General features: G+C 65.0%; 15 protein-coding genes. 9 read left to right on the top strand and 6 right to left on the bottom strand.

Translation table 11 applies throughout. From position 1 onward, the window contains the following. Positions 1–36 precede the first annotated feature (36 nt). The 8 genes from urtE (at position 37) to AC1RGE_RS27775 (ending at position 6,392) form a co-directional block, all read left to right on the top strand. Positions 37–735, top strand: a complete 699-nt coding sequence (urtE, locus tag AC1RGE_RS27810; RefSeq protein WP_019094031.1) for an urea ABC transporter ATP-binding subunit UrtE — start codon at positions 37–39, stop codon at positions 733–735. A 30-nt stretch (positions 736–765) separates the two neighbouring features. Then, positions 766–1,605, top strand: a complete 840-nt coding sequence (locus AC1RGE_RS27805) for an urease accessory protein UreD (RefSeq protein WP_492585382.1) — start codon at positions 766–768, stop codon at positions 1,603–1,605. Between the two features lie 57 nt (positions 1,606–1,662). After that, a complete protein-coding gene (gene ureA / locus AC1RGE_RS27800) occupies positions 1,663–1,965 on the top strand; it encodes an urease subunit gamma (protein WP_011059003.1) in 303 nt (100 codons plus the stop codon). A 9-nt stretch (positions 1,966–1,974) separates the two neighbouring features. Beyond that, positions 1,975–2,508 (top strand): GNAT family N-acetyltransferase, encoded by a 534-nt coding sequence (locus AC1RGE_RS27795; protein WP_011059002.1) that lies wholly within the window; start codon positions 1,975–1,977, stop codon positions 2,506–2,508. Between the two features lie 7 nt (positions 2,509–2,515). Then, positions 2,516–3,049, top strand: a complete 534-nt coding sequence (locus tag AC1RGE_RS27790; RefSeq protein WP_011059001.1) for a GNAT family N-acetyltransferase — start codon at positions 2,516–2,518, stop codon at positions 3,047–3,049. After that, complete coding sequence (locus tag AC1RGE_RS27785) at positions 3,046–3,351, top strand: urease subunit beta (RefSeq protein ID WP_011059000.1); 306 nt, start codon at positions 3,046–3,048, stop codon at positions 3,349–3,351. The genes AC1RGE_RS27790 and AC1RGE_RS27785 overlap by 4 nt, the downstream gene beginning before the upstream one ends. 108 nt (positions 3,352–3,459) lie before the next feature. Further along, the gene (ureC, locus tag AC1RGE_RS27780) at positions 3,460–5,160 is read left to right on the top strand and encodes an urease subunit alpha (RefSeq protein ID WP_011058999.1); all 1,701 of its coding nucleotides are present in this window, start codon (positions 3,460–3,462) and stop codon (positions 5,158–5,160) included. Positions 5,161–5,258: 98 nt separating this feature from the next. After that, on the top strand, positions 5,259–6,392 hold the full coding sequence (locus AC1RGE_RS27775; RefSeq protein WP_011058998.1) for a sensor histidine kinase: 1,134 nt from the start codon (positions 5,259–5,261) through the stop codon (positions 6,390–6,392). Between the two features lie 209 nt (positions 6,393–6,601). Here AC1RGE_RS27775 and AC1RGE_RS27770 read toward each other — a convergent pair whose 3' ends face one another. Both AC1RGE_RS27770 and AC1RGE_RS27765 read right to left on the bottom strand, forming a co-directional pair. After that, positions 6,602–6,904: a chaperone modulator CbpM gene (locus AC1RGE_RS27770; protein WP_011058997.1), complete on the bottom strand. Its 303-nt coding sequence runs from the start codon at positions 6,902–6,904 to the stop codon at positions 6,602–6,604. 23 nt (positions 6,905–6,927) lie between these two features. After that, positions 6,928–7,869 carry a DnaJ C-terminal domain-containing protein gene (locus AC1RGE_RS27765; RefSeq protein WP_011058996.1) on the bottom strand — a complete coding sequence of 314 codons (942 nt, stop codon included), beginning with the start codon at positions 7,867–7,869 and terminating at the stop codon, positions 6,928–6,930. A 297-nt stretch (positions 7,870–8,166) separates the two neighbouring features. Between AC1RGE_RS27765 and AC1RGE_RS27760 the strand changes: the two genes are divergently transcribed. Further along, positions 8,167–9,432 (top strand): Hsp70 family protein, encoded by a 1,266-nt coding sequence (locus AC1RGE_RS27760; protein ID WP_401261754.1) that lies wholly within the window; start codon positions 8,167–8,169, stop codon positions 9,430–9,432. 66 nt (positions 9,433–9,498) lie between these two features. Here AC1RGE_RS27760 and AC1RGE_RS27755 read toward each other — a convergent pair whose 3' ends face one another. From AC1RGE_RS27755 to AC1RGE_RS27740, 4 genes are all read right to left on the bottom strand, one after another. Further along, positions 9,499–10,509 (bottom strand): AI-2E family transporter, encoded by a 1,011-nt coding sequence (locus tag AC1RGE_RS27755; protein WP_011058994.1) that lies wholly within the window; start codon positions 10,507–10,509, stop codon positions 9,499–9,501. 125 nt (positions 10,510–10,634) lie between these two features. Continuing rightward, entirely contained in the window at positions 10,635–11,486 is an 852-nt protein-coding gene (locus tag AC1RGE_RS27750) for a hypothetical protein (RefSeq protein WP_492585380.1), read from the bottom strand. Beyond that, a complete protein-coding gene (locus tag AC1RGE_RS27745; RefSeq protein WP_492585378.1) occupies positions 11,483–21,121 on the bottom strand; it encodes a hemagglutinin repeat-containing protein in 9,639 nt (3,212 codons plus the stop codon). Before AC1RGE_RS27745 ends, AC1RGE_RS27750 begins: the two co-directional genes overlap by 4 nt. 20 nt (positions 21,122–21,141) lie before the next feature. Continuing rightward, the gene (locus AC1RGE_RS27740) at positions 21,142–22,845 is read right to left on the bottom strand and encodes a ShlB/FhaC/HecB family hemolysin secretion/activation protein (protein WP_065364943.1); all 1,704 of its coding nucleotides are present in this window, start codon (positions 22,843–22,845) and stop codon (positions 21,142–21,144) included. Positions 22,846–22,858: the final 13 nt, after the last annotated feature.

The following is a 22,858-nucleotide window of genomic DNA, read 5'->3' as shown; positions in this document are numbered from 1 at the left end:
CACCCCGCAATCCCCACAAAATTCGAGTACCCGACCATGCTCCAAGTCGACAAGCTTCACCAATACTACGGCGGTAGCCACATCCTGCGCGGCCTGAGCTTCGAGGCCCGGATCGGTGAAGTCACCTGCCTGCTGGGGCGCAACGGCGTGGGCAAGACCACCCTGCTCAAGTGCCTGATGGGCCTGCTGCCGGCCAAGGAGGGCGCGGTCAACTGGGAGGGCCGGGGCATCACCGGCTACAAGCCCCATCAGCGCGTCCACGCCGGGATCGCCTACGTGCCCCAGGGCCGGGAAATCTTCGGCCGCCTGACCGTGGAGGAAAACCTGCTGATGGGCCTGTCCCGCTTCCCCGGCTCCCAGGCCAAGGAAGTGCCGGCCTTCATCTACGAACTGTTCCCGGTGCTGTTGCAGATGAAGCAGCGCCGTGGCGGCGATCTCTCCGGCGGCCAGCAGCAACAACTGGCCATCGGCCGGGCCCTGGCCAGCCGCCCGCGCCTGCTGATCCTCGATGAGCCCACCGAAGGCATCCAGCCCTCGGTGATCAAGGAGATCGGCGCGGTGATCAGCAAGCTCGCGGCCCGGGGCGACATGGCGATCCTGCTGGTGGAGCAGTTCTACGACTTTGCCGCCGAACTGGCCGACCAGTACCTGGTGATGTCCCGGGGGGAAATCATCCAGCAGGGCCGCGGCGAAAATATGCAGGCCGAGGGTGTACGCGGCCTGGTTACGATCTAATCTGTAGCCTCCTAACGATAACGACCCAGCATGAACCTACCTGCCGCCACCGCCCTGTTCACTCCCAGCTGGCACGCCGAACTGGAGCTGGCCTATGCCCGTTGCGGTGCCACCACGCGCCCGGTGCTGCGCCGCCACCTGGGCCCGCTGCGGGTGCAGAAGCACCTGTATGCCGAAGGCCCCGAGGTTTGCCAGCACATCATCGTCCACCCGCCCGGCGGCATTGCCGGCGGTGATCAGCTGGCCATCAGCGCCCGGGTCGACAGCGGTGCCTGGGCCCAGTTGACCAGCCCCGGGGCGGCCAAGTGGTATCGCGCCACCGGCCCGGCCAGCCAGACCCTGAACCTGCAGGTTGCGCCGGGCGCGACCCTGGAGTGGCTGCCCCAGGAAACCATCGTCTTCAGCGCTGCCCAGGCCGAGCTCACGACCCGCATCGAATTGCAGGGCGATGCCCGGCTGTTCTACTGGGACATCATTGCCCTGGGTCGCCCGGCCAGTGGTGAGCGGTTCGAGCAGGGCCATTTCCAGGCCCACCTGGACCTGTACCGCGACGGCCGGCCGCTGTGGCATGAACGCCAGCGCATCGGCGGTGGCGACGGCCTGCTGGATTCCCCCATCGGCCTGGATGGCCAGCCGGTGTTCGCCACCTTGCTGGTGACCGGTGAAATCGACGGCGAACTGCTGGAACGCTGCCGCGCCCTGGCGCACCCGGTACGCGGCGATCTGAGCCAACTGCCGGGCCTGCTGGTGGCCCGCTGCCTGGCCAGCGAAGCTCTGCAGGCCCGGGCCTGGCTGATCGAGCTGTGGCGCCTGCTGCGCCCGGCGCTGCTGGGCCGCGAAGCCAGGCCACCCAGAATCTGGAACACCTGACCCGCATGCCCTTTTCCACTGCACCTTTTTCTACTGCCTGACAACGGATTGACCACGATGGATCTGACCCCACGCGAAAAAGACAAGCTGCTGATCTTCACCGCCGGCCTGGTGGCCGAGCGGCGACTGGCCCGCGGCCTCAAGCTCAACTACCCGGAAACCATGGCCTATATCTCCGCGGCGCTGCTCGAAGGCGCCCGGGACGGGCAGACCGTGGCCGAACTGATGCACTACGGCACCACCCTGCTCAGCCGCGAGCAGGTGATGGAAGGCATCCCGGAGATGATCCCGGACATCCAGGTGGAAGCCACCTTTCCCGACGGCACCAAGCTGGTCACCGTTCACCAACCCATCGCCTGAGGCCGTGCCATGACCTATCGCATCCGCGATGCCCTGCATGCCGACCTGCCGGCGATCCGCGACATCTACAACGACGCCGTGCTCAACACCACGGCGATCTGGAACGAGCAACCGGTAGACCTGGGCAACCGCCAGGCCTGGTTCAGCGCACGCCAGGCCCAGGGCTATCCGATCCTGGTGATCATCAACGCCGAGGAGCAGGTGCTCGGCTACGCTTCCTTCGGCGACTGGCGGCCTTTCGACGGCTTCCGTCACACCGTGGAACATTCGGTCTATGTCCGCAGCGACCAGCGCGGCAACGGCCTGGGCCCGCAGTTGATGGCGGTGCTGCTGGAGCGCGCCCGGGGCTGTGGCAAGCACGTGATGGTGGCCGCCATCGAGAGCGGCAACAGCGCCTCGGTCCGTCTGCATGAGCGCCTGGGGTTCATCAGCACCGGGCAGATGCCTCAGGTGGGCACCAAGTTCGGGCGCTGGCTGGACCTGACCTTCATGCAGCTGATTCTCAACCCCGGGGCGCAACCGCCCGCCCCGCACAAGGAGTGAAATCTCGATGAACGCCGCCCAACTGCGCCTTGTCCATGGAGAAAGCTTTGCCCATTACCGTCAGGGACTGATCGAGTTGCTGCTGGACTCGGTGCAGCATGGTGCGTCCATCGGCTTCATGGCCGATCTCGACGACAGCCAGGCCCGCAGCTACCTCAGCAGCGTGCAGGCCGGGGTCGAGGACGGCAGCCTGCTGTTGTGGGTGGTGGTACGCGACGAGAAAGTCCTGGCCAGCGTGCAACTGGCCCTGTGCATGAAGGCCAACGGGCGCAACCGCGCCGAGGTGCAGAAGCTCCAGGTCCTGCACAGCGCCCGCCGCCGCGGCCTGGGCCAGCAGTTGATGAATGCCCTGGAACAGGCCGCCCGCCAGCACAAGCGCGGGCTGCTGTACCTGGACACCGAGGCCGGCTCCGCGGCGGAAGAGTTCTACCGCGCCCTGGGCTATACCCGGGTCGGCGAACTGCCCAACTACTGCCAGAGCCCGGACGGCACCTATACCGCCACCGCCATCTACTTCAAGACCCTGGGACAACCCCTATGATTCCTGGCCAATACCAGATCCAGCCCGGCGAGATCGAACTCAACGCCGGGCGCCGTACCCTGCGCCTGAACGTATCCAACAGCGGCGACCGGCCAATCCAGGTCGGCTCCCACTACCACTTCTTCGAAACCAACGACGCCTTGACCTTCGACCGTGCCGCCAGCCGCGGCATGCGCCTGAACATCGCCGCCGGCACCGCGGTGCGCTTCGAACCGGGCCAGACCCGGGAAGTGGAACTGGTGGAACTGGCCGGCAAGCGCCGGGTATTCGGCTTCGCCGGGCGGATCATGGGCGACCTCTGATCCCTCGACCCTACGCACGTAGGAGCCAACTTGCCGGCGAATGCAGTCTTTCGGGCCCCTTCGCCGGCAAGCCGGCTCCTGCAAGACCTGTTTTTGTAAGGAGCTGCGATGAAGATTTCCCGTGAAGCCTACGCCGACATGTTCGGCCCCACCGTGGGCGACAAGGTGCGGCTGGCCGACACCGAGCTGTGGATCGAAGTGGAGAAGGATTTCACCACCTACGGTGAAGAAGTGAAGTTCGGCGGCGGCAAGGTGATCCGTGACGGTATGGGCCAGAGTCAGTTGCTGGCCGCCGAGGTGGTGGACACCCTGATCACAAACGCCCTGATCATCGACCACTGGGGCATCGTCAAGGCCGACGTCGGCCTCAAGGACGGGCGCATCGCCGCCATCGGCAAGGCCGGCAATCCGGACATCCAGCCCGACGTGAACATCGCCATCGGCGCCAGCACCGAGGTCATCGCCGGTGAGGGCATGATCCTCACCGCCGGCGGCATCGACACCCATATCCACTTCATCTGCCCGCAGCAGATCGAAGAGGCGCTGATGAGCGGCGTCACCACCATGATCGGTGGCGGCACGGGACCTGCCACCGGGACCAACGCCACCACCTGCACCTCCGGGCCCTGGCACATGGCGCGCATGCTCCAGGCGGCGGACGCCTTCGCCATGAACATCGGCTTTACCGGCAAGGGCAACGCCAGCCTGCCCGAGCCGCTGATCGAACAGGTCAAGGCTGGGGCCATCGGCCTCAAGCTGCACGAGGACTGGGGCAGCACTCCGGCCAGCATCGACAACTGCCTGAGCGTGGCCGATGAATACGACGTGCAGGTGGCAATCCACACCGACACCCTGAACGAGTCCGGCTTCGTCGAAACCACCCTCGGCGCCTTCAAGGGACGGACCATCCATACCTACCACACCGAAGGTGCCGGCGGCGGCCATGCCCCGGACATCATCAAGGCCTGCGGCCTGGCCAACGTGCTGCCCAGCTCCACCAACCCGACCCGGCCCTTCACCCGCAACACCATCGACGAACACCTGGACATGCTGATGGTCTGCCATCACCTGGACCCGAGCATCGCCGAGGACGTGGCCTTCGCCGAAAGCCGCATCCGCCGGGAGACCATTGCCGCCGAGGACATCCTCCACGACCTCGGGGCCTTCTCCATGATCAGCTCCGACAGCCAGGCCATGGGCCGGGTCGGCGAAGTGGTTACCCGCACCTGGCAGACCGCCGACAAGATGCACAAGCAGCGCGGCCCGCTGCCGGGGGATGGCCCGGGCAACAGCAACTTCCGGGTCAAGCGCTACATTGCCAAGTACACCATCAACCCGGCGATCACCCACGGCATCAGCCATGAGGTGGGCTCCGTCGAAGTGGGCAAGTGGGCCGACCTGGTGCTCTGGCGCCCGGCGTTCTTCGGGGTCAAGCCGACCCTGATCCTCAAGGGCGGGGCCATTGCCGCCAGCCTGATGGGCGACGCCAACGCCTCGATCCCGACCCCGCAGCCGGTGCACTACCGGCCGATGTTCGCCAGCTTCGGCGGCAGCCGTCATGCCACCAGCCTGACCTTCATCAGCCAGGCCGCACTGGAGGCCGGGGTGCCGGAGCAGTTGGGGCTGAAAAAACGCATCGCCGTGGTCAAGGGCTGTCGCAACGTGCAGAAAACCGACCTGATCCACAACGACTACCTGCCGGATATCGAAGTCGACCCGCAGACCTATCAGGTCAAGGCTGATGGCGTCCTGCTGTGGTGCGAACCGGCGGACGTGCTGCCCATGGCCCAGCGCTACTTCCTGTTCTAGGGCCGGTCCACCACTGGGCAGAGTGGCTGCTGAAATGTTCGATTAGGCGCTAAGATGCGTCTCGGTTTTCCACTCACTGCCCAGTAAGGTGCCCGGCTATGCGCCTGTCCGATTTTATCGTGCAGCACGTTGATCGAATCGTTGATGAATGGGAACAATTTGCCAGGAGCCTCGCCCAGGACTCCCTGACCCGCACGGACCTGCGTGACCACGCGCGCTCCATCCTGCTGGCCGCCGCCCGGGATATGTGCACCGCCCAGAGCCCCGGGGAACAAAGGGCCAAGGCCAAGGGCGAAGGCCCGGAAAAAACCCCCAGCCTGGATGCCGCCGCCGCCAGCCATGGCGAGCTGCGCCATCACGTGGGGTTCGACCTGGTGCAGATGACCTCGGAATTCCGCCACCTGCGAGCCTGCGTGATCCGCCTGTGGGTGGCCAGCCTGCAGACACCGGACCTGGCCTACCTGCAGGACATGATCCGTTTCAACGAAGCCATTGATGAAGCCCTGGCCGAGTCCACCGCGGCCTATGCCGAACAGGTCAGCCGCTCGCGGGATATCTTCCTGGCAATTCTTGGCCACGACCTGCGGGCGCCGTTGCAGGCAGTGAGCATGTCCACTGAAATGCTGGCACGCAAAGTCGCCCTGGACGGCGACGCCCAGGCCTTCGTTTCACGTATCAAGAGCGGCACCCGGCACATGGGCGCCATGGTCAGCGACCTGCTGGAGTTCGTGCGCAGCCGCCTGGGCAGCAGCCTGCCTATCGAACCTGCGCCCATGGACCTGGCCAGCGCGGCCAAGGCGGCCATGGACGAAGCCTGCGCCGGGCAGCCCGATTGCACCCCGCTGATGAGCTTCGAGGGCGACAGCCATGGCATCTGGGACCGCGGGCGCATCGAGCAGATGCTGCAGAACCTGATCGGCAACGCCCTGCAGCACGGCAACAACCGCCGCACCGTGACCGTGACCATCACCGGTGGCGCGGAACAGGTGCTGTTGACCGTGCACAACTACGGCACGCCGATCCCCCCGGAGGCCCTGGGCACCCTGTTCGACCCGTTGGTGCGCAGCGTCGACGAAGAACTGGGCAACCCCAGCACCAGCCTTGGCCTGGGGCTGTTCATCGTCAAGGAAGTGGTGGTTGCCCACCAGGGCAGCATCGAAGTCAGCTCCAACGCCAGCGATGGCACCACCTTCACCGTGGTCCTGCCGCGCGTCTCCCGCGCCAGTGCCTGAGGCGCTTTGTAACCGCTAGTGCGTTTGTATCGTTTGTGCCGTTTGTATCGTTTTGTAGCCGCTGCTGAGCGCCAGCGAAGCTGCGAACGAGGACGCAGTCCTCGCAACCCGCGTTTTCCTGACACACCGCAGTCGCCTGGTTATACGGGCGCTGCGCGCCCGGTCGCAGCCTCGCTAGCGCTCGGCAGCGGCTACAGGCCTACACACCCTCAGTCCACCAGCAGGCGGCCCAGGCGCTGTTTGAGCATCTGGTTCTCGGCGCGCAGTTGCCGCACTTCGTCCAGCAGGTCCAGGGCCAAGGCCACGCCTTCCCATTCCAGGTCCAGGTCGCGGCGCAACTTCGCCGCGCGCTTGGCCAGGGACAGCTCATAGTCGTTGAAGCGCCAGTCCTTGGGCGCCCGGCCCTGAGGTTCGAGGATGCCGTGCTCGACGATTTCGATCACGTAGGCCGCCGACAGGTCGGCCACTTCACAGAACTCTTCCATGTCCAGCTGAACGATCAGGGTGCTCATGATCAGCGCCTCCTAGTGTCGAATCAGAAATTTTCCCGGGGGTCGAACGCTGCCTTCTTCGCCAGCTCCTGCCACAAGGCCTTGACGTCGTCGCCCGCCTGCTTGGGCATGACCGCCTTGAGTTGCACGAACAGGTAGCCGCGCTGGCCGGCCTTGTTCAGCAGGCCATGGCCCTTGGCGCGCATGCGCTGGCCATTCTGGCTGCCGGCCGGAACCTTGAGGTTGATCTTGCCGGTCAGGGTCGGTACCGCGACCTCGGTCCCCAGCGCCAGCTCCCAGGGGGCCAGTGGCAGGGTGATGATCAGGTTCTCGCCTTCGACATCGAACTTGGGATGCGGCGCGAAGCGAATGGTCAGGTACAGGTCGCCATTCGCGCCGCCGCCCACGCCGGGCGCGCCCTGGCCCTTGAGGCGGATGCGCTCGCCGTCGGTGACACCTGCCGGAATCTTCACGTTCAGGCTCTTGCTGGTGTTGCTGACGTGTTGGCCATTGGCGTTGTACTGCGGCACCTGGAAGCTGATCTTCTTCGACTCGGTGGACAGGGTTTCTTCAAGAAAGATCGGCAGTTCCATTTCCACATCCTGTCCACGACGACCGCTGCTGCGGCGCTGCTCCGGGCCGCCGAATCCTGGCCCCCGGTTACCAAAGATCGAACTGAAGAAGTCCGAGAAATCGCCACCGTCCTCGCCGCCGCCAAAACCGCCACGGCTCTGCCAGCCCGGCGGGCCCTGGAAGGGCTGGCCATGCTGGCCGTACTTGCGCAGGTCATCGTACTCGGCGCGCTTGTCGGCGCTTTTCAGCGCTTCATAGGCTTCCGAGGCGTCCTTGAACTTGGCCTCGGCATCCTTTTCCTTACTGACGTCGGGGTGGTACTTGCGCGCCAGCTTGCGATAGGCGGCCTTGATCGCCTTGTCGTCCGCTGTCGGCTCCACGCCGAGAATCTTGTAATAGTCTTTGAAGTCCATCGAGGGAATCACCATCCGTTATCAAAGTCGCGCGGCGTGCAGCACAGCATGCTCGGTCTGGCAGCATGAGAATTGATCAATCTCAATTCTCTGACTGAACGGCGCATCAGAAGTTTATCGGCAGCCTCGGGCGGATCTTGTGATCCCAGGTGGCTGCGCGGCCCATGCCTGCAAGTTTGGGGGTAAAGGATAGTCTTTCAAGGCACGACAGGGGGTGATTTAGCAGATAGTCGGCCTTTGCAAGGCGCGAGGACTGGCGTACGCTGCGCGGCCGTTTTTTTCACCGGATCCAAAGACATGAACAACGCCACCCCGGCCCGTGCCTGCGGCATTGACTTCGGTACCTCCAACTCCACCGTCGGCTGGCTGCGCCCCGGCGAGGAGACGCTGATCACCCTGGAGGACGACAAGATCACCCTGCCTTCGGTGGTGTTCTTCAATATCGAGGAACGCCGTCCGGTGTACGGCCGCCTGGCGCTGCACGAGTACCTGGAAGGCTACGAAGGCCGGCTGATGCGCTCGCTCAAGAGCCTGCTGGGTTCCAAGCTGATCAAGCACGACACCAGCGTGCTGGGCACTGCCATGCCGTTCAAGGACCTCTTGGGGCTGTTCATCGGCCAACTGAAAAGCCGCGCCGAAGCCGCCGCCGGTCGGGAATTCGAAGAAGTGGTGCTGGGGCGCCCGGTGTTCTTCGTCGATGACGACGCCGCCGCCGACCAGGAAGCCGAAGACACCCTGGTGGAAGTGGCCCGCAAGATCGGCTTCAAGCACGTGTCCTTCCAGTACGAACCCATCGCCGCGGCCTTCGACTACGAATCCACCATCGAGCGCGAAGAGCTGGTGCTGATCGTCGACATCGGCGGTGGTACCTCGGACTTCTCCCTGGTGCGCCTGTCCCCCGAGCGCCGTGGCGTCGATAACCGCCACGACGACATCCTCGCCACCGGCGGCGTGCACGTCGGCGGTACCGACTTCGACAAGCAACTGAGCCTCCAGGGCGTGATGCCGCTGTTCGGCTACGGCAGCCGGATGAAGAGCGGCGCCTACATGCCCACCAGCCACCACATGAACCTGGCGACCTGGCACACCATCAACTCGGTGTACTCGCAGAAATCCCAGCTGGCCCTGGGCAGCATGCGCTATGACATCGAGGACACCGGCGGCATCGACCGCCTGTTCAAGCTGATCGAACAGCGCGCCGGGCACTGGCTGGCCATGGAAGTGGAAGAGACCAAGATCCAGCTGACCCACGCAGAAAACCGCCTGGTGGCCCTGGACCGGATCGAGCGCGAGCTCAGCGTGGATCTGAGCCGGGCCCTGTTCGAATCCTCCATCGACGGTTTGCTGGAGCGCATCCGCACCAGCGTCACCCAGTTGCTGAGCGACGCCAATGTCGGTGTGGGCCAGGTCGATACGGTGTTCTTCACCGGTGGTTCCAGCGGCATTCCGGCGCTGCGCCAGAGCGTGGCGGCGATGCTGCCCAATGCCCGGCATGTGGAAGGCAATATCTTCGGTAGCATCGGCAGCGGCCTGGCCATCGAGGCCAAGAAGCGTTACGGCTGAAACAGCTTCGCCGGCCCGCCGGCTCCTACAAGGTTCTGTAGGAGCCGGCGGGCCGGCGAACAAGATTCACACCAATCCCGCCAGCTTCAACTCGCTCTTCAGGTACGCGTAATAGATCGGCCCCGCCACCACCCCGGGCAGGCCGAAGGCGGCCTCGAACACCAGCATCGCCAGCAGCAGCTCCCAGGACTTGGCACTGATCTGCCCGCCAACGATCCGCGCGTTGAGGAAGTATTCCAGCTTGTGGATAAAGATCAGGTAGCCCAGCGCCGCCACCGCCACCCAGATCGACAGCGACAGGCCGACGATGGTGATCAGTGTGTTGGAAATCAGGTTGCCGATCACCGGCAGCAGGCCCAGCAGGAAGGTCAGCACGATCAGGGTCTTGGTCAGCGGCAGCTTGACCCCGAACAGCGGCAGGATCAGCGCCAGGAAGATCCCGGTGAAGAAGGTGTTGAGCAGGGAGATCTTGATCTGGGCGAAGACGATGTTGCGAAACGCCTGGACCAGCAGGTGCAGACGGTCGAACAGCGCCGCCGCCAGAGGCTTGCGCTTGGTCAGGTCGGGGACCCGCTGCAGGGCAATGATCGCCCCCAGGACCATGCCGATCAGCAGGGTCACGAACATGTGCGCCGCGTCCTTGCCCACCAGTTGCAACTCGCTCAGGTGCTTGCTGGCCCAGGCACCGATGGCAGCCTGGAACTCGGCGGCGCTGGCCGGCAGGTAGGAATCGAGGAACGGCGGCAACTGGCCCCGGGCCTTGTCCACCACCACCATGAACTTGCCCAGCGAGGCACCCGGGTTCTCCGCCTCATGCAACAGGAAGCTGATGGCCCCGGCGAACAGTAGGGTCAGCAGGCTGACCACCAGGGTGCCCAGCAAGGCCACCGCCAGCCAGCGCGCACGCCGGCCTTCGATCAGCCGCTGCAGTTGCGGGGTGAGCATGTTGACCAGCTCGAACACCAGCAACCCGGCCAGCAGGCTGGGCAGCAGACGCAGGGGCAAGGCCAGCAACAGGCCACCGAAAATGATGATCCAACTGATGAACAACAGATGACGCTGTGAAAACGCTGGCATATAGCCTCAAGACAGACAGCGGGGAAAAGACCGGCAGTCTGCCAGCCTTCACCCCTGAGGAATAGTGGCAGGCGCCGTGAGGACGCGGGCTTACAGGGTACTGGAGTGTTGTGACAGGCGAAGGTTCAGTCGGCTTTGGCCCCGGGCGCCGGGGCCGAAAGGTCGGGCAGCGGCACATCGTAGCCGCAGTAGTGCAGGCGGGTCAGGGTCAGGCGCTTGTCGGGGTAGTCGCTGCCCCAGGCGCTTCCCCGGTCATAACGAGCCTTGCCGCGGGCACAAACAGCCTGGAGCCGGCTTTGTGCCTGAGCCAGAGCCGAAGGTGTCAGACGCTTGATCTGCAAGCTGTCAAAGAACGGCAGGATAAAGGTCCGATCCAGATCGTAACCCTTGGCGCCCAAAGCCAGACGTTGCCCGGCATGTACATAGAACGGTTGAGTAAGGCCGCTTTCCCCTTCCCAGCACCAATACCTGACCTCATCCTCCCAGAGCCCCACTGCAGCCCCCTGCCAGCGCTCATAGAAACGCAGGCACTGGTAGCTGCCCCGGGTGACCCAATCCACTTCACGGGGTTTGGCACCACTGCCGGGCAAAGCCAATGCAGCCAGCTTGCCCTGGAGAAAGGCGTCGTGGGGATACATCAGCCCATAACCCTCACCGTCGAGAAAACTGCTGACCTTCATGTACAGCGAAGACGCCGATACCTGGACATCGCCATAGGCGAAGGTCCCCTCGGTAGCGACAGACAGGCTGTCGCTGATTCTGTCGTAGTAGAAACCGCCCATGAGCGTACCGCATTCTGTGTGCCGGAACGGTTCAGGCAGGTCGAAGGAGAAACGCTGGGGCAAGGTCACCCGCTTGGCCCCTTCGCTACACAACATGCGCTGCTCGGTGCGTCGCTCCTGCGGCTTGGCGGGGAGGTTCAGGCATCCCCCGAGCAGCAATGCCAGCCCCACCACCACACTTGGACTCCCCCTCATCTGCGGATAGTGTCCTTGCCATTGGCATCGATGAACGTAGGTTCAATGTACCGGGGATTCTTCTTGAACTGGTCCTGCAGCGCATTGGGCGCATCACCGCACATGCCCTTGGCAACACACAGGTAGTTCGAGTGCGGGCTATCCACTCCCATCAACGAGGTGCTGGTCGCCAGCGAACCGAAGAAACGAGCCACCGGGTCGGACGAGTGCGTGAAGTTCTGCCCCAGCAGATCCGACACGGTATCGGTGACCGGCAACATGCCGAAAAAGGTCTTCGACCCCGGACGGTTGACCTGGAAGAAGGCGCCGTTGCCGATATCGAATCCGGCGGCATCGGCGGCTTCAAAGAAGCTCTTGGAACCCACTGGGGCGCCCGACAACTGGATGCTCCCGACCTGGCCATTGAGGTTGAAATCCAGGCCGGAAATCGCCCGGTAGGTCAACAGACCGCCCTGGCTGTGGCCGGCAACGTCCAGCTTGTACTCATCCTTGATCCCGGCCTGGAAGAAATCGTGCAGCTGCTGGGCGTTACCAGAGCGTACCGTCCCGCCCAGCGCCACATCCCACAGCGACTCGACCAAGTCGCCGAGAATCCCGTGCTCGGGGTTGTAGGCCTGCATGAAGGAATCGGAGCCGGTCTGCATCGCACCGTTGACCAATGCCGCCATCAGCGAGTTCTGGATGCCGTTGGTGAACACTGCACCATCACCATCGGGACGCTCGATCTCCATCAGCTTCTGCACGTTCTCGATCATCGGTTTGCCGGACAACGGATCCACCTTGATGGTCTTGCCGTCGGACTCGTACTGGTACTTGGTCTCAACCCGGTAGAAGCGCATGTCACCCGTGATCAAGGCCGGCACCTGGGTGATCAGGCCACCATGGTTCTCGACGCCGGGCATGATGCCACCGGTGTACTTGCCAGCCTTGTCGAGCACGGTTTCCAGGAGCCCGGGAATCCAGGCCAGCGGCAGCAACGACGGGTTGTCGGCCACCACCTGGTCCGCCGCCTTACTCAGGTCGCCAAACTGGGTGAAGATACCCGAGGCATTCTTGCCATAGTTCTTCATCCCCTCCTTCCACTGGTTCAGGGTCTGAATCGGGTGGTTCACCGACTCCAGGGACGACTGGGACACATACAGGTCGGTACGCTTTTCCTTGTCCTTGGTGATTTCATAGGCCAGGGACACATCGCGGTTCAGGCCCGCAGTGGAGTCGGCGCCAGTCTTGGCGTCGTTGCGCACGGTGATGGTGCCCGCGCCCACTGTGGCGCGCACTTCCTGCTCGCGCTCCTTGCGGTAGTCATAGCCGCTGACGCTCCAGCCGGACGCCCCGGTCTTGCCCTTGCCTTCCTGGCTCTTGTCCGTGGTGAAGGCCACGTCCTTGCCGCCGGTGGCCTTGGCGCCATCGCCGCCGCCCCAGCCAAAGGTGCCGCCCGCATTGACGTAGTAGCTGTGCTCCTTGTCCTGGCCGGAGATATCGCGGAAGCCCAGGGTGCCGGTGTCCAGCTTGAGGTTGCCGTTGTCGGCGGCGACCAGCGCGCCGTCGAGCTGGGTGTGCTTCTCGGTGCGGATGTCCACTCCGTTCTTGCCGGTGATGCTGGTCTGCTCCTGGACCCAGTTGGTCTTGCCGGTGGTCTTGCCCATGCCCAGGGAACCGCTGACGCTGCCACCGCCGCCCAGGCCGATGCTCACGGTGACACTGGCATCCATTTCCTTGCCGCTGACCTTGCCGGTATCCGGCACCGAGGACACGGTCAGGTCACCGCCAACCCGGCCGATGACCTCACCACCGTGCAGGGTGGCGCCGGCGATGGTGGTGTCCTTGCCACTGCTGAAGCGCAGCTGGTCGCCGGCTACCAGATTGGCGTTCTGCTGCCGCTGGTTGTCCCGGTCCAACTGGCCCTTGCCCATGTCGACGCTGGCGTAGACCGAGATGAAGTCCTTGCCGCCCACGGCCAGGCCCACTTCACCACCGCCGCTGTGGCGGCTGGACTCGCTGCTGGAATCGTTCTGCGCGGCGCGGATGGTCAGGTCGTTACCGGCGCCCAGGTCGATATCGCGCCCGGCCTGGACCTGGGTTCCGATCAGGGTCAGGTTGTTGCGCGCTTCAAGGCTGACATCACGCCCGGCGAGGAATACCGACGGGGTGTTGGTGCCCTGGTTCATCTGCTCGCTGGCCACACCGTTGCTGCCACCAATACCGGCACGGGCGCTGCCACCGCCGCTCTGGCCATTGATGCCGCCCTGGCTGCGGGCGGTCTTGCTCTCTTCGGAGACCGAACCGCGGGCCACATCCACATTGATGTCACGGCCCACCAGGGTGATGTCGCGCCCGGCGTCGAACTGACCACCGCGAATGTTGATGTCATTGCCGGCCACGGCGCTGATATCCCGCCCGGCCCCCAGGCTGGCAGGGCTGTTGCTGTGCACTTCCTGGCGCGAGCTGCTGGACTGGCTGGCCGTACCGAAATGGGTCGCGGCGGTCGGGCCCGAGGTGAACTGGTTGATCGCATCCACGGTGCTCAGCACGCTGGAGGCCTTGCTGGTGTTGTCCTCGCCTTTGCCGGTGCCCTTGAGGGCGTCCATGGTGTTGCCGTAGTTGTGGCTGACATTGACCGTCAGGCCATTGCGGTCACGGCTCTTGCTGCGCTCCTCGATCGAGGTTTCCTTGCCCGCGTCGATGCTGATATCGCGCCCGGCCTGCAGGTTGATATCACGCCCGGCATCCACTCGCGAGCCTTCCAGGGTCAGGTCACGTCCGGCCTTGATGGTTGCATCCTGCCCGGCCAGCAACTGGCTCGGCGCCACGGTCTGCTCGGCATTGCGCGATTTCTGCTTGAGGCCTTCGCTGCCCAGGAACGCGGTGACGCCATTGCGATCGCTCTCCAGGGACAGCCCCACATGCTTCTCGGACTTCCAGTTGCTCTGGTCCGAGCTGTTGCTGCCGGCCAGGACGTTGATGTCGCGTCCCGCCCCCACATTCAGGTTGCGCTCGGCCGCGGCCGTGCTGCCGATCATGTTGACGTCACGAGATGCCTGCAGGGTGGTGTCACGCCCGCCACTGACCACGCTGCCGACACTCTGGGATTGAATGTTTTCCTGGCCGGATTTCTTCGAGGAGGCAATCGAAGTGAAACTGCCGGAACTGGAGAACCCCACCTTGCTCTTGTACTTGTCGCTCTGGCTGCTGGAGGTGTTGGCCGCGTCCATCAGGTTGATGTCGCCGTTCTTGTCGATCAGCCCGGCGCGCACTTCGGCATCGCGCTTGGCTTCGATGGAACTGGCCGAAAGGTTGACGTTGGTCCCGGCGATCACCACGGCGTCATTGCCGGCACTCAGCTCGCTGCCCACCTGGGTGGTGCTGCTGGAGGTGCGGCTGTTGCCGCTCTTGCTCAGGCCGAAGCTGCCTTTCTTCTTCTGGCTGTAGGCGCTGTCCTGCTGCTCCTGGGCCGAGACCAGGCTGACGTCCCGGGTAGCGCCCACCAGCAGGTCGTTGCCGGCCTTGAGCTGGCTGCCGACCACGGTGACGTCGCGTCCGCCGTTGAGGCTGATACGGCCGTCCTTGTCCTGGCTGACGTTGACCATCAGGTCGTGCCCGGCGCTGATCTCGGAGGCCACGTTGGTGGTGGAGGAATCGGCGCTGCGGGTGGTCTTGCTCTTGCCCCAGGAACCCTTCTTCTTCTGGTAGAAGGTCGAGGACTGCTCGTCCTGGGCCGAAGCGATGACGATGTCGCGCTTGGCATTGAGGGACAGGTCGTTGCCGGCGCTGACCTGGCTCGCTACCACCGCCAGGTCGCGCCCGGCATTGAGTTCCAGGTTGCCGCCGGTGGTCACGCTGGAGCCCAGGGTCTGCACCGTGTCGTTGGTCACCAGGCCGCGACGGATCGCGCTCTGGGTGAAGGTGTGGTCCTGCACCGCCAGCAGGTCGATGTCGCGACCGGCGCTGAGCTTGGCATCGCCGGCACTGGCGAGCTGGCCGAGGTTGGTCAGGTCGCGACCGGCGCTGAGGTCCAGCTGCTGGCGCGCGGTGATCTGGCTGCCCTGGTCGAGGATGGTGCGATTGCCCGAGCCGTAGCCGACGGCCACTGCGGTGCGGTCGTTGATGATGTCGCCCTTGATCGAGGTGACGCTGACCTGGTTGCCGCGGATTTCCCCGGCCAGGGCGTTGCGCACGCTGTCCTGGGCCATCAGGCTGACCCGCTCGTTGGCCTCGATCAGGCCGCCCTGGTAGAGGCTGCCGCCAGCATTCACGCTCAGGTCGTTGCTGGCCCGCAGGGTACCGACGTTGGTCAGGTCGCCGCCGGCGATCAGGGTCATGTCGCGCCCCTGTATCAGGCTGCCACCGCGCAGGTTGCGGGTTTCCGCCTGGGCCAGGTAGAGCACCGGCACCAGCACTTTCTCACCCTGCACTTCGCGGGTTTCCATCCACACGATGTCATGGGTCAGCGAGGCCACCTGGGCCGGGGTCAGGGACACGCCGATGCTCAGGTTCAACTGGTCCTTGGAAGCGATGGCGTTGTCCATCAGGTAGCGGTACTGGTCGTAGTCGCTGGTCAGCCCGGCCGCCAGGAAGCGCTGGCCGGTCTGGGCCAGCACTGCGTCGCGAATCAGCCGGGTCTCGTACAGGCCGTCGCCCAGGCGGCGCCAAGTCTGGTCGGTGTTGTAGTTGAGGTTGCCGAGCATGTAGTCCGAGCTCATGAAGCGCGACAGGTCGGTGAAGGTCGGGTTGGTCTCGATCAGGTAGCGGCCCTGGGGGTTCTGGCTCTTGACGAACAGGCCGTACTCGCCCTGAGGCACGCGGAAGCTCGACAGCGAGGTCGGGTCCACGGCGGCGAACGGCACGCCGGAGAAATCCACCGGGACGAAGCTGACCTGGGTGGTGCCGTCGGCGCCGACCTTCTCGATGCGTTGCACATCCTTGGCCACCTGGTTGGCCGCCGCGGAGCTCTGGGCATTGACCGTGATCACCTGGCCGCCCACCTGGGCCAGGTTGTTCTGCAGCGTCTGCCCGGTTAGCTGGGCGCGGCTCTGTTCGCTCTGCACACCGTTTTCAAGGGTGCCGCTGACCTGCAGGTGCAGGCGCTGGCCGGCCTGCAGGGTGGAGGCGTAGGCGCTCTGGGAACCCGGGGTGATCACCGTGTGGCTGGCGGGTTCGTAGATCGGGTACTGGGTCACCACGGTCGGCAGCGGGTCCTGCTGGCCCGGCGCGCGATTGGCGTTGGCGGCGTTCCAGGCGATGGTGGCGCGCTCGGCGGCGCGGAACGCGCCCTTGGAAACCCCGTGCAGGAAATAGCTGATGCTCTCGACCCGTTTGTTCAGGGTCAGGCCCCGGTTGTACAGGTTGTTGGCGGTGATGGAGACATCGCGGTTGGCGGCGATCAGGCTCTGGTCGTTTTCCACCGTATCGGCATTGATGGTCAGGTCACGGTTGGACACCAGGCGGGCGCCAGCGGAGTGCTCGCCCATGGTGCCTTCGTAGGTGGTGTTAACGATGTAAGTGGCGGTGTGGTAATCGCCGGAACAGTCGGTGCAGTTGATCACGATATTACGCTGGGTGATGGTTTCGCCGACCTGGTACTGGTCCATGGCGTTTTGCAGCAACGCCACGTTGAGGTTCATGTCGCCCTCGCTTTCGATGGTTCCGGAGCGGTTGCTCAGCAGGGCCGCGCGGCCCCCGTCGAGGGCGGCGAAGCTGAGGTTGCCGGCGCTGTAGATGTCGCCGTAGCTGTTGGCCAGGCCGTTGCCCCGCAGGAGCATGTCGCCGCCGCTGTAGATCAGGGTGTCGGCCGAGGTGGTGATGCCGTTGCTGGAGCGCAGCTGCATCTGCCCCAGGGCGCCCAGGGTGCCGCGGTTGTTGATCTGCCCCGCCGACACGTAGAGGTTCTGGCTGGCGATCAGCCGGCCCAGGTTGTCCAGGGTGCCACGCAGTTTCAGCTCGGTGTCGCCGCCGCTGGCGATACGACCGCCGTTCTGGTTGAGGTCGCTGGCGCCCACCGTGAGCTTGCCCCGGGACGACAGCAGGCCGCTGTTGTTCAGGTTGCCACCCAGGTCCAGGGTCAGGTAGCCGTCACTGGCCAGTTCCCCGGCGTTGTTCAGGGATGCGGCGCCCACCCGCAGGCCGCTGGCGCTGGCGATACGGTCGCCGGCACTGAGGTTGAGATCGCCGCCGGTGCTCAGGTCCAGGGCGCCGTTGAGCTGCATCAGCCCGCTGCGGTCCACCCAGCCGATGTCCCAGTCGCCCCGGCCCAGGCCGGTGATGCGTCCCTGGAGGCCCGAGAGCCCGCCCAGGTCGAGTTTGAACAGGCCGTTGCCAGCGTGCTCGATGCTGCCGCCGACGTTGTTCAGGTTGCCCGCATTCAGGCTGAAGGCGTTGGAGCCCAGGGCCAGGCTACCGCCCTGGTTGTACAGGCTGCCGCCCAGGCTGACCCGGCTTTGCTCCCCGCCTACGGCGCGGATTCGCCCGCCGGCGCTGTTGTCCAGGTTGCCGCCCACCAGCAGCAGCGAGCCGGCCGACTCCACCAGGCCGCCCTGGTTGTAGAGGTTGGCCGCGGTGGTCAGGTCCAACTGCTGGGCGCTGATTTCGCCGCCCCAGCGGTTGTCCAGGGTCTGTCCGGAAGCGCTGAGCAGGCCGTTGGCGTAGAGTTTGCCTGCCTGGTTGGTGAGGCGGTCCACCACCAGCTTCAGGTTGCCGGCCTGGCTGCTGATCAAGCCGGCCTTGCCGTTCAGGGCACTGTTATCCACAGCCCCGGCCGTCACCGCCAGGGTCGCGCCCTGCAGGGTGCCGCCACGGTTGTCCAGGCTGCCCTGGCCCAGGGTGACCTCACCATGGCCGCCCTGGGCCAGGATCATCCCTTCGGCGTTGTTCAGGCCCCCGGCCACCAGGTTCAGGCCATCGCTGCCAGCGAGCAGTTGCCCCTGGCGGTTGTCCAGCGCGCCGCCATCGACCTCCAGGCGCTTGCCCTTGAGGGTGCCGCCCTGGTTGTCGAGACGGGCCAGCTGGGTGACCTTGAGTGCCTGGTCACCGGCGTCGATGACCCCGGCGCTGTTGTTAAATACGCCGTTGTTGAGGGCCACATGCAGCCCCCCGGTCTTGGCCACCACTGCGCCCCTTGCGCTGTTGTCCAGGCCCGCAGCGTTGATCCCGACGCTCTCGCCGAGGATCACCCCGCCACTGTTGTTCAGTTGGCCGCCGTTGACTTGCAGATGCCCGTCGCTTTGCAGGCGCCCCTGGCTGTTGAGCAACTGCCCCGGGGTGGCGCCGTCGGCAGTCAAGGTCAGCAGCAAGCCGTCGCTGCCCGCCGCCAGCAAGCCTGCGCCCTGGTTGTCCAGGCGCTGGGTGCTCAGGCTCAGGCGGTCGCCCACCAGTTGCCCGCCACGGTTGTCCAAAAGGCCGTTGTTGGTCAGCAGCAATTGATTGCCCACCACCACGCCGCCCTGGTTGTTCAGGCTGCCGGAGCCGATCTGCACATCGCCGTTCTTGGCCTGCAAATGGCCCAGGGCGTTGTTCAGATGCTGCTTGACCGTCAGGGTCAGCTGGCCGGCTTCGGCGCTGAGTACCCCGCCCTGGTTCTGGCTGAGGCTGTCGAGGTTGGCAGTCAGTACGTTGCCGATCACCTGGCCCTGGTTGTTGGCCAGGTCCCGGGCTTCCAGCAGCAGGTTGTCCTTGCCTTGCAGCAGGCCGCCCTGGTTGTCGATGTCCGCGGTGTGCAGCTCAAGCCCGGTGGCATCCACCGTGCCGCCCTGGTTATCGAGCTTGCCACTGCTGGTGAGGGTCAGCTGCGGAGCAACCAGGGTGCCAGCGCGGTTATCCACGCTGGCGGACTTGAGGCTGAGCAGCGATGTGGCCTGGAGCTTGCCACCCGCATTGATCAGGTCCTGGGCGAGGCTCACCTGCAACTCGCCCTTCTCGGCGCTGACCAGGCCCTTCTGGCTGTTGTCCAGGCGAGTGCCAGTGATCTTGATCTGGTCGGCCAGCAGCTTGCCGCCCTGGTTGAGCAACTCTGCGCCCTGGGTTTCCAGCAGGGTCTGGGCCTGGAGCTGGCCACCGTTGTTGTTCAACTGCTCGCTGACCTTGAAGGTGGCGCTGCCCTGGCTGGCCCCGATCAGGCCCTGCTGGTTGTCCAGCCGCCCGGCGCTGATCTCTACCCGGTCGGCAATCATCGAGCCTTTCTGGTTGCTCACTTCGCGGGCCTTGAGGGTCAGGTCGGCGCCTGCCACTTCCAGGCGCCCGCCGTTGTTGTTCAGGCTATCCAGAGTGAGCGTCGCGGCCTGCTGCTCGCCAAAGCGGATCAGGCCGCCCAGGTTGGCGATGGCCGGGGTGGTCAGCACCAGCTCGTGCTGTGCCAGCACCCGGGCCTGTGCGCCCTGGTTGACCAGGCGCGCGGTCTTGACCTCGACCTTGGGCCCCTGAATCACCCCGTTCTGGTTGTTCAGGGCCTGGCGCGCGGTCAGCTCCAGGTTGCGGCTGGCCAGTACGTTGCCGCGGTTCTCCAGGGTGCCGGCGGTCAGCTTGACCTCGCCGTGATCGTTGCGGCTGTTGTCGGTGTTGACTCCGGCTTCGATGATGCCGTGGTTGACCACCTGCGCGGCGTCCACCACCTGGACCCGGTCCCGGGCCGCCAGGCTGGTCTGCACCTGGATCTGCTCGGCGGCCTGCAGGGTCGCCTCGGTGCCGGCGTAGGCCTTGCCCTTGAGCTCGATGCTCTGGGCCTTGATGGCGATGGCCTGGTTGGCGCCCATGCCGGCGACCGTGACCTTGCCGTTGGCGTCGATCTGGATATCACCGGTGCTGGCCGCCATTTCCCCGGACATGTTCACCCCCACGCCCTTTTCCGTGCCCACCAGGCGGATCGCCCCGGCGTACATGCCGCCCAGGGCCGAGCTGTCGATGGCCAGTTCCGGCTTGGCGCTGGCGTCGGCATCCCGGGCCGTGACGCTCAGGTCATCGGCCTTGACGTCGTTGCGCCCGGTGATGACGTTGAGCTTCTTGGCGTACAGGTCGGCATTGAGCTTGGTACTGCGGGTGATCAGGTCGAACTGGTCGATGTTGCTGGCGTTGAGGCCGGCGCCTTCGATGCTGATGTCGCCGCCATCGACCTGGAAGCGATCGAGTTTCTGCCCTTCGATCACCGGCTTGCCGGTGGTCAGGGTGGCCCGTGGGGTGTTGATGAAGCCGCAGCCGTTGCAGGTGATGCCATGGGGGTTGGCGACGATCACCCGGGCCGACTGCCCGGCCACTTCGGTATAGCCCGCCAGCTTGCTGCGATTGCTGCCGGTGACTTCGTTGAGAATGACCTGGGCCGCCTGCCCCTTGAGGTTGGGGTTGCCCATGATGTAGCCGCCCAGCTGAGTGTTCTGGGTCGAGCCGGTACCGTTATTGAGGATCAGGCCGTTGCTGCCGACGTTGTATTCGCTGAACTTGTTGTGGGACAAGCCGGCGCCGTTGGCGGCGTTGATGTTGACGATGGGTACGCCATTGCCGGCCGCGCCGATGGTGGCGTTGCCCCCCGCGGCCGGGTCCAGGGCCAGGCCTGCGGCCACGCTGACGATCGGGTTGAGAAACAGGATCCCCGACAACGACAGGGCAATGCATTGGGCAAAAGGCTTGCGTACGTCCATGTGCGAATCATCCATTCAATAACGTTGCGGGCGAGTCAGAAGAACAGGTCTACCCGGAAGTACACCGGGTGCTCTCGCCTCTCGATAATTGCCGGTCGCTCCAGGGAGCGTGCGAAGCTGACGGATGCAGCCAGGTACTGGCCGCGGGCATTGAGTTCCAGGGCATTGCCGCTCATGCGGCCGCGGGCATCGTGGTTGTAGCGATCGCCCTTGATCACCCCCACGTCATACGCAAAGGCCATGCCGTATTCCTGGACAAAAGGCTGCAACGCCGGCCAGGTCACCGCACGGCGCCAGCGCAGTTGGTTGCGCCAGTAGCCGCCGCTGTTGCCGGACAGGGTCTGGTCCTGGAAGCCACGCACCGAGTTGAGGCCGCCGAGGCTGATGCGCTGGGGGCTGAAGAGCACGTCCTCGCTGCGCTGCCCGGTGGCCAGGCTGTCGAAGCTGAAGTTTTCGTTCCACAGGCGAAAGGGCTGCAGGTAGCTCAGGGTCAGGCTGTATTTGTTGTAACGGGCCACCGGCTCGCTGCCATGGGGATTGCCGCTGCCCTGGGCATCCAGGGCGCCGATGCCCTGCTGCCAGCCAATGTCGGCGTTGACCAGGGCATTGCCGATGCGCCGCCCATGGTTGAAGCCCAGCTGGCTTTCGGTGATGCGGTTGCTGGAAACGTCGATCAGGTTGTCATCGAGGTAGTTGCGCGTGCGCAACTGGCTCAAGCCCAGGCTCATGCCGGTCTTGCTCAGGTTGTCGCGGTGCAGCACCCGTTCGGCGCGCAACTGCTGGTTCTTGCTTTCGCCGTCCATGGTGAAGTCGAAGCCGGTGCTGTCATTGCGGGTGCGGTAGTAGCTCTGGCTGTAGGAATAACTGAGGGTCCACCAGCCCCAGGGCAGGCTGTAGAACAGGCTCTGGTTGTCGGAGTGGCGCCAGCGGTCGCTGACCGTGTCCTGGTTGGCCCGCAGGCTGAGCTGGTCTGCCAGGCCCAGGGGGCTGTCCCAGTCCAGGCCGAGGCCGGCCTGCTGCTCGCCGGTGCTCTTGTCGCCGCTGTTGTTGCGGGTGGCCGATACCCGCCAGGGCTTCAGACGCTGGCCCTTGAGCCCGACACGGCTGTCGCCCAGTTTCTCTCCCGGGGCCAGTTCCAGTTCCACCTGGCGCGAAGGCAGGCGAGTCAGCTGGTCCACCAGTTGCTCCAGCTCCCGCAGGTTGAGCACCTCGCCGGTGGTGCCGGGAAAGGCCATGGCCAGTTCCCGCGAGCTGGCCAGGGCGGAACTGTCCAGGCTCTCCAGGCGGCCTTCGACCACCACGATGGTCAGTTGCCCCGAGGCCAGTTCCTGGGCCGGCAGGTAGGCCCGGGTGGTCACATAGCCCTGCTGCAGGTAGTGATGGGTGATGGCCTTGAGCAGGGTGTTGATCTGCGTCACCGACAGGCACTGGTCGCGATAGGGCGCCACCAGGCGCTCGCGATCGGCGGCGGAAAGATGATCGGCACCCTTGAGAATCACGGTCTTGATGGTGAAGCAGCGCTGCTCGCCCGGTTGCGGGGCAGGCTCGGGGGGCAAGGTCTTGCCGGGGAGTTGCTGGAGTTCGTCGAGGCGCTTCTGCTGCTCTTGCAGCAACTGCTGCTGGCGATCCCGAATCAGGTCGCGATCACCCGGCGTCTGCAGCGGCGCGGCGCTGAGCGCGAGCGAAGCAGACAAAGCACAAAACGCTACTACAGGCCTGAACAAGCCAAAACGCGACATGCTTTCCATTCCC

It is taken from the genome of Pseudomonas sp. GW823-FHT02C05 (genome assembly GCF_058797595.1).
This window is presented reverse-complemented; position numbering and strand designations above follow the sequence as displayed.

Excerpts from the sequence above, each read along its gene's own strand:
- urtE (WP_019094031.1), top strand. The coding sequence starts at position 37 with ATGCTCCAAGTCGACAAGCTTCACCAATACTACGGCGGTAGCCACATC.
- AC1RGE_RS27805 (WP_492585382.1), top strand. The coding sequence starts at position 766 with ATGAACCTACCTGCCGCCACCGCCCTGTTCACTCCCAGCTGGCACGCC.
- ureA (WP_011059003.1), top strand. The coding sequence starts at position 1,663 with ATGGATCTGACCCCACGCGAAAAAGACAAGCTGCTGATCTTCACCGCC.
- AC1RGE_RS27795 (WP_011059002.1), top strand. The coding sequence starts at position 1,975 with ATGACCTATCGCATCCGCGATGCCCTGCATGCCGACCTGCCGGCGATC.
- AC1RGE_RS27790 (WP_011059001.1), top strand. The coding sequence starts at position 2,516 with ATGAACGCCGCCCAACTGCGCCTTGTCCATGGAGAAAGCTTTGCCCAT.
- AC1RGE_RS27785 (WP_011059000.1), top strand. The coding sequence starts at position 3,046 with ATGATTCCTGGCCAATACCAGATCCAGCCCGGCGAGATCGAACTCAAC.
- ureC (WP_011058999.1), top strand. The coding sequence starts at position 3,460 with ATGAAGATTTCCCGTGAAGCCTACGCCGACATGTTCGGCCCCACCGTG.
- AC1RGE_RS27775 (WP_011058998.1), top strand. The coding sequence starts at position 5,259 with ATGCGCCTGTCCGATTTTATCGTGCAGCACGTTGATCGAATCGTTGAT.
- AC1RGE_RS27770 (WP_011058997.1), bottom strand. The coding sequence starts at position 6,904 with ATGAGCACCCTGATCGTTCAGCTGGACATGGAAGAGTTCTGTGAAGTG.
- AC1RGE_RS27765 (WP_011058996.1), bottom strand. The coding sequence starts at position 7,869 with ATGGACTTCAAAGACTATTACAAGATTCTCGGCGTGGAGCCGACAGCG.
- AC1RGE_RS27760 (WP_401261754.1), top strand. The coding sequence starts at position 8,167 with ATGAACAACGCCACCCCGGCCCGTGCCTGCGGCATTGACTTCGGTACC.
- AC1RGE_RS27755 (WP_011058994.1), bottom strand. The coding sequence starts at position 10,509 with ATGCCAGCGTTTTCACAGCGTCATCTGTTGTTCATCAGTTGGATCATC.
- AC1RGE_RS27750 (WP_492585380.1), bottom strand. The coding sequence starts at position 11,486 with ATGAGGGGGAGTCCAAGTGTGGTGGTGGGGCTGGCATTGCTGCTCGGG.
- AC1RGE_RS27745 (WP_492585378.1), bottom strand. The coding sequence starts at position 21,121 with ATGGATGATTCGCACATGGACGTACGCAAGCCTTTTGCCCAATGCATT.
- AC1RGE_RS27740 (WP_065364943.1), bottom strand. The coding sequence starts at position 22,845 with ATGTCGCGTTTTGGCTTGTTCAGGCCTGTAGTAGCGTTTTGTGCTTTG.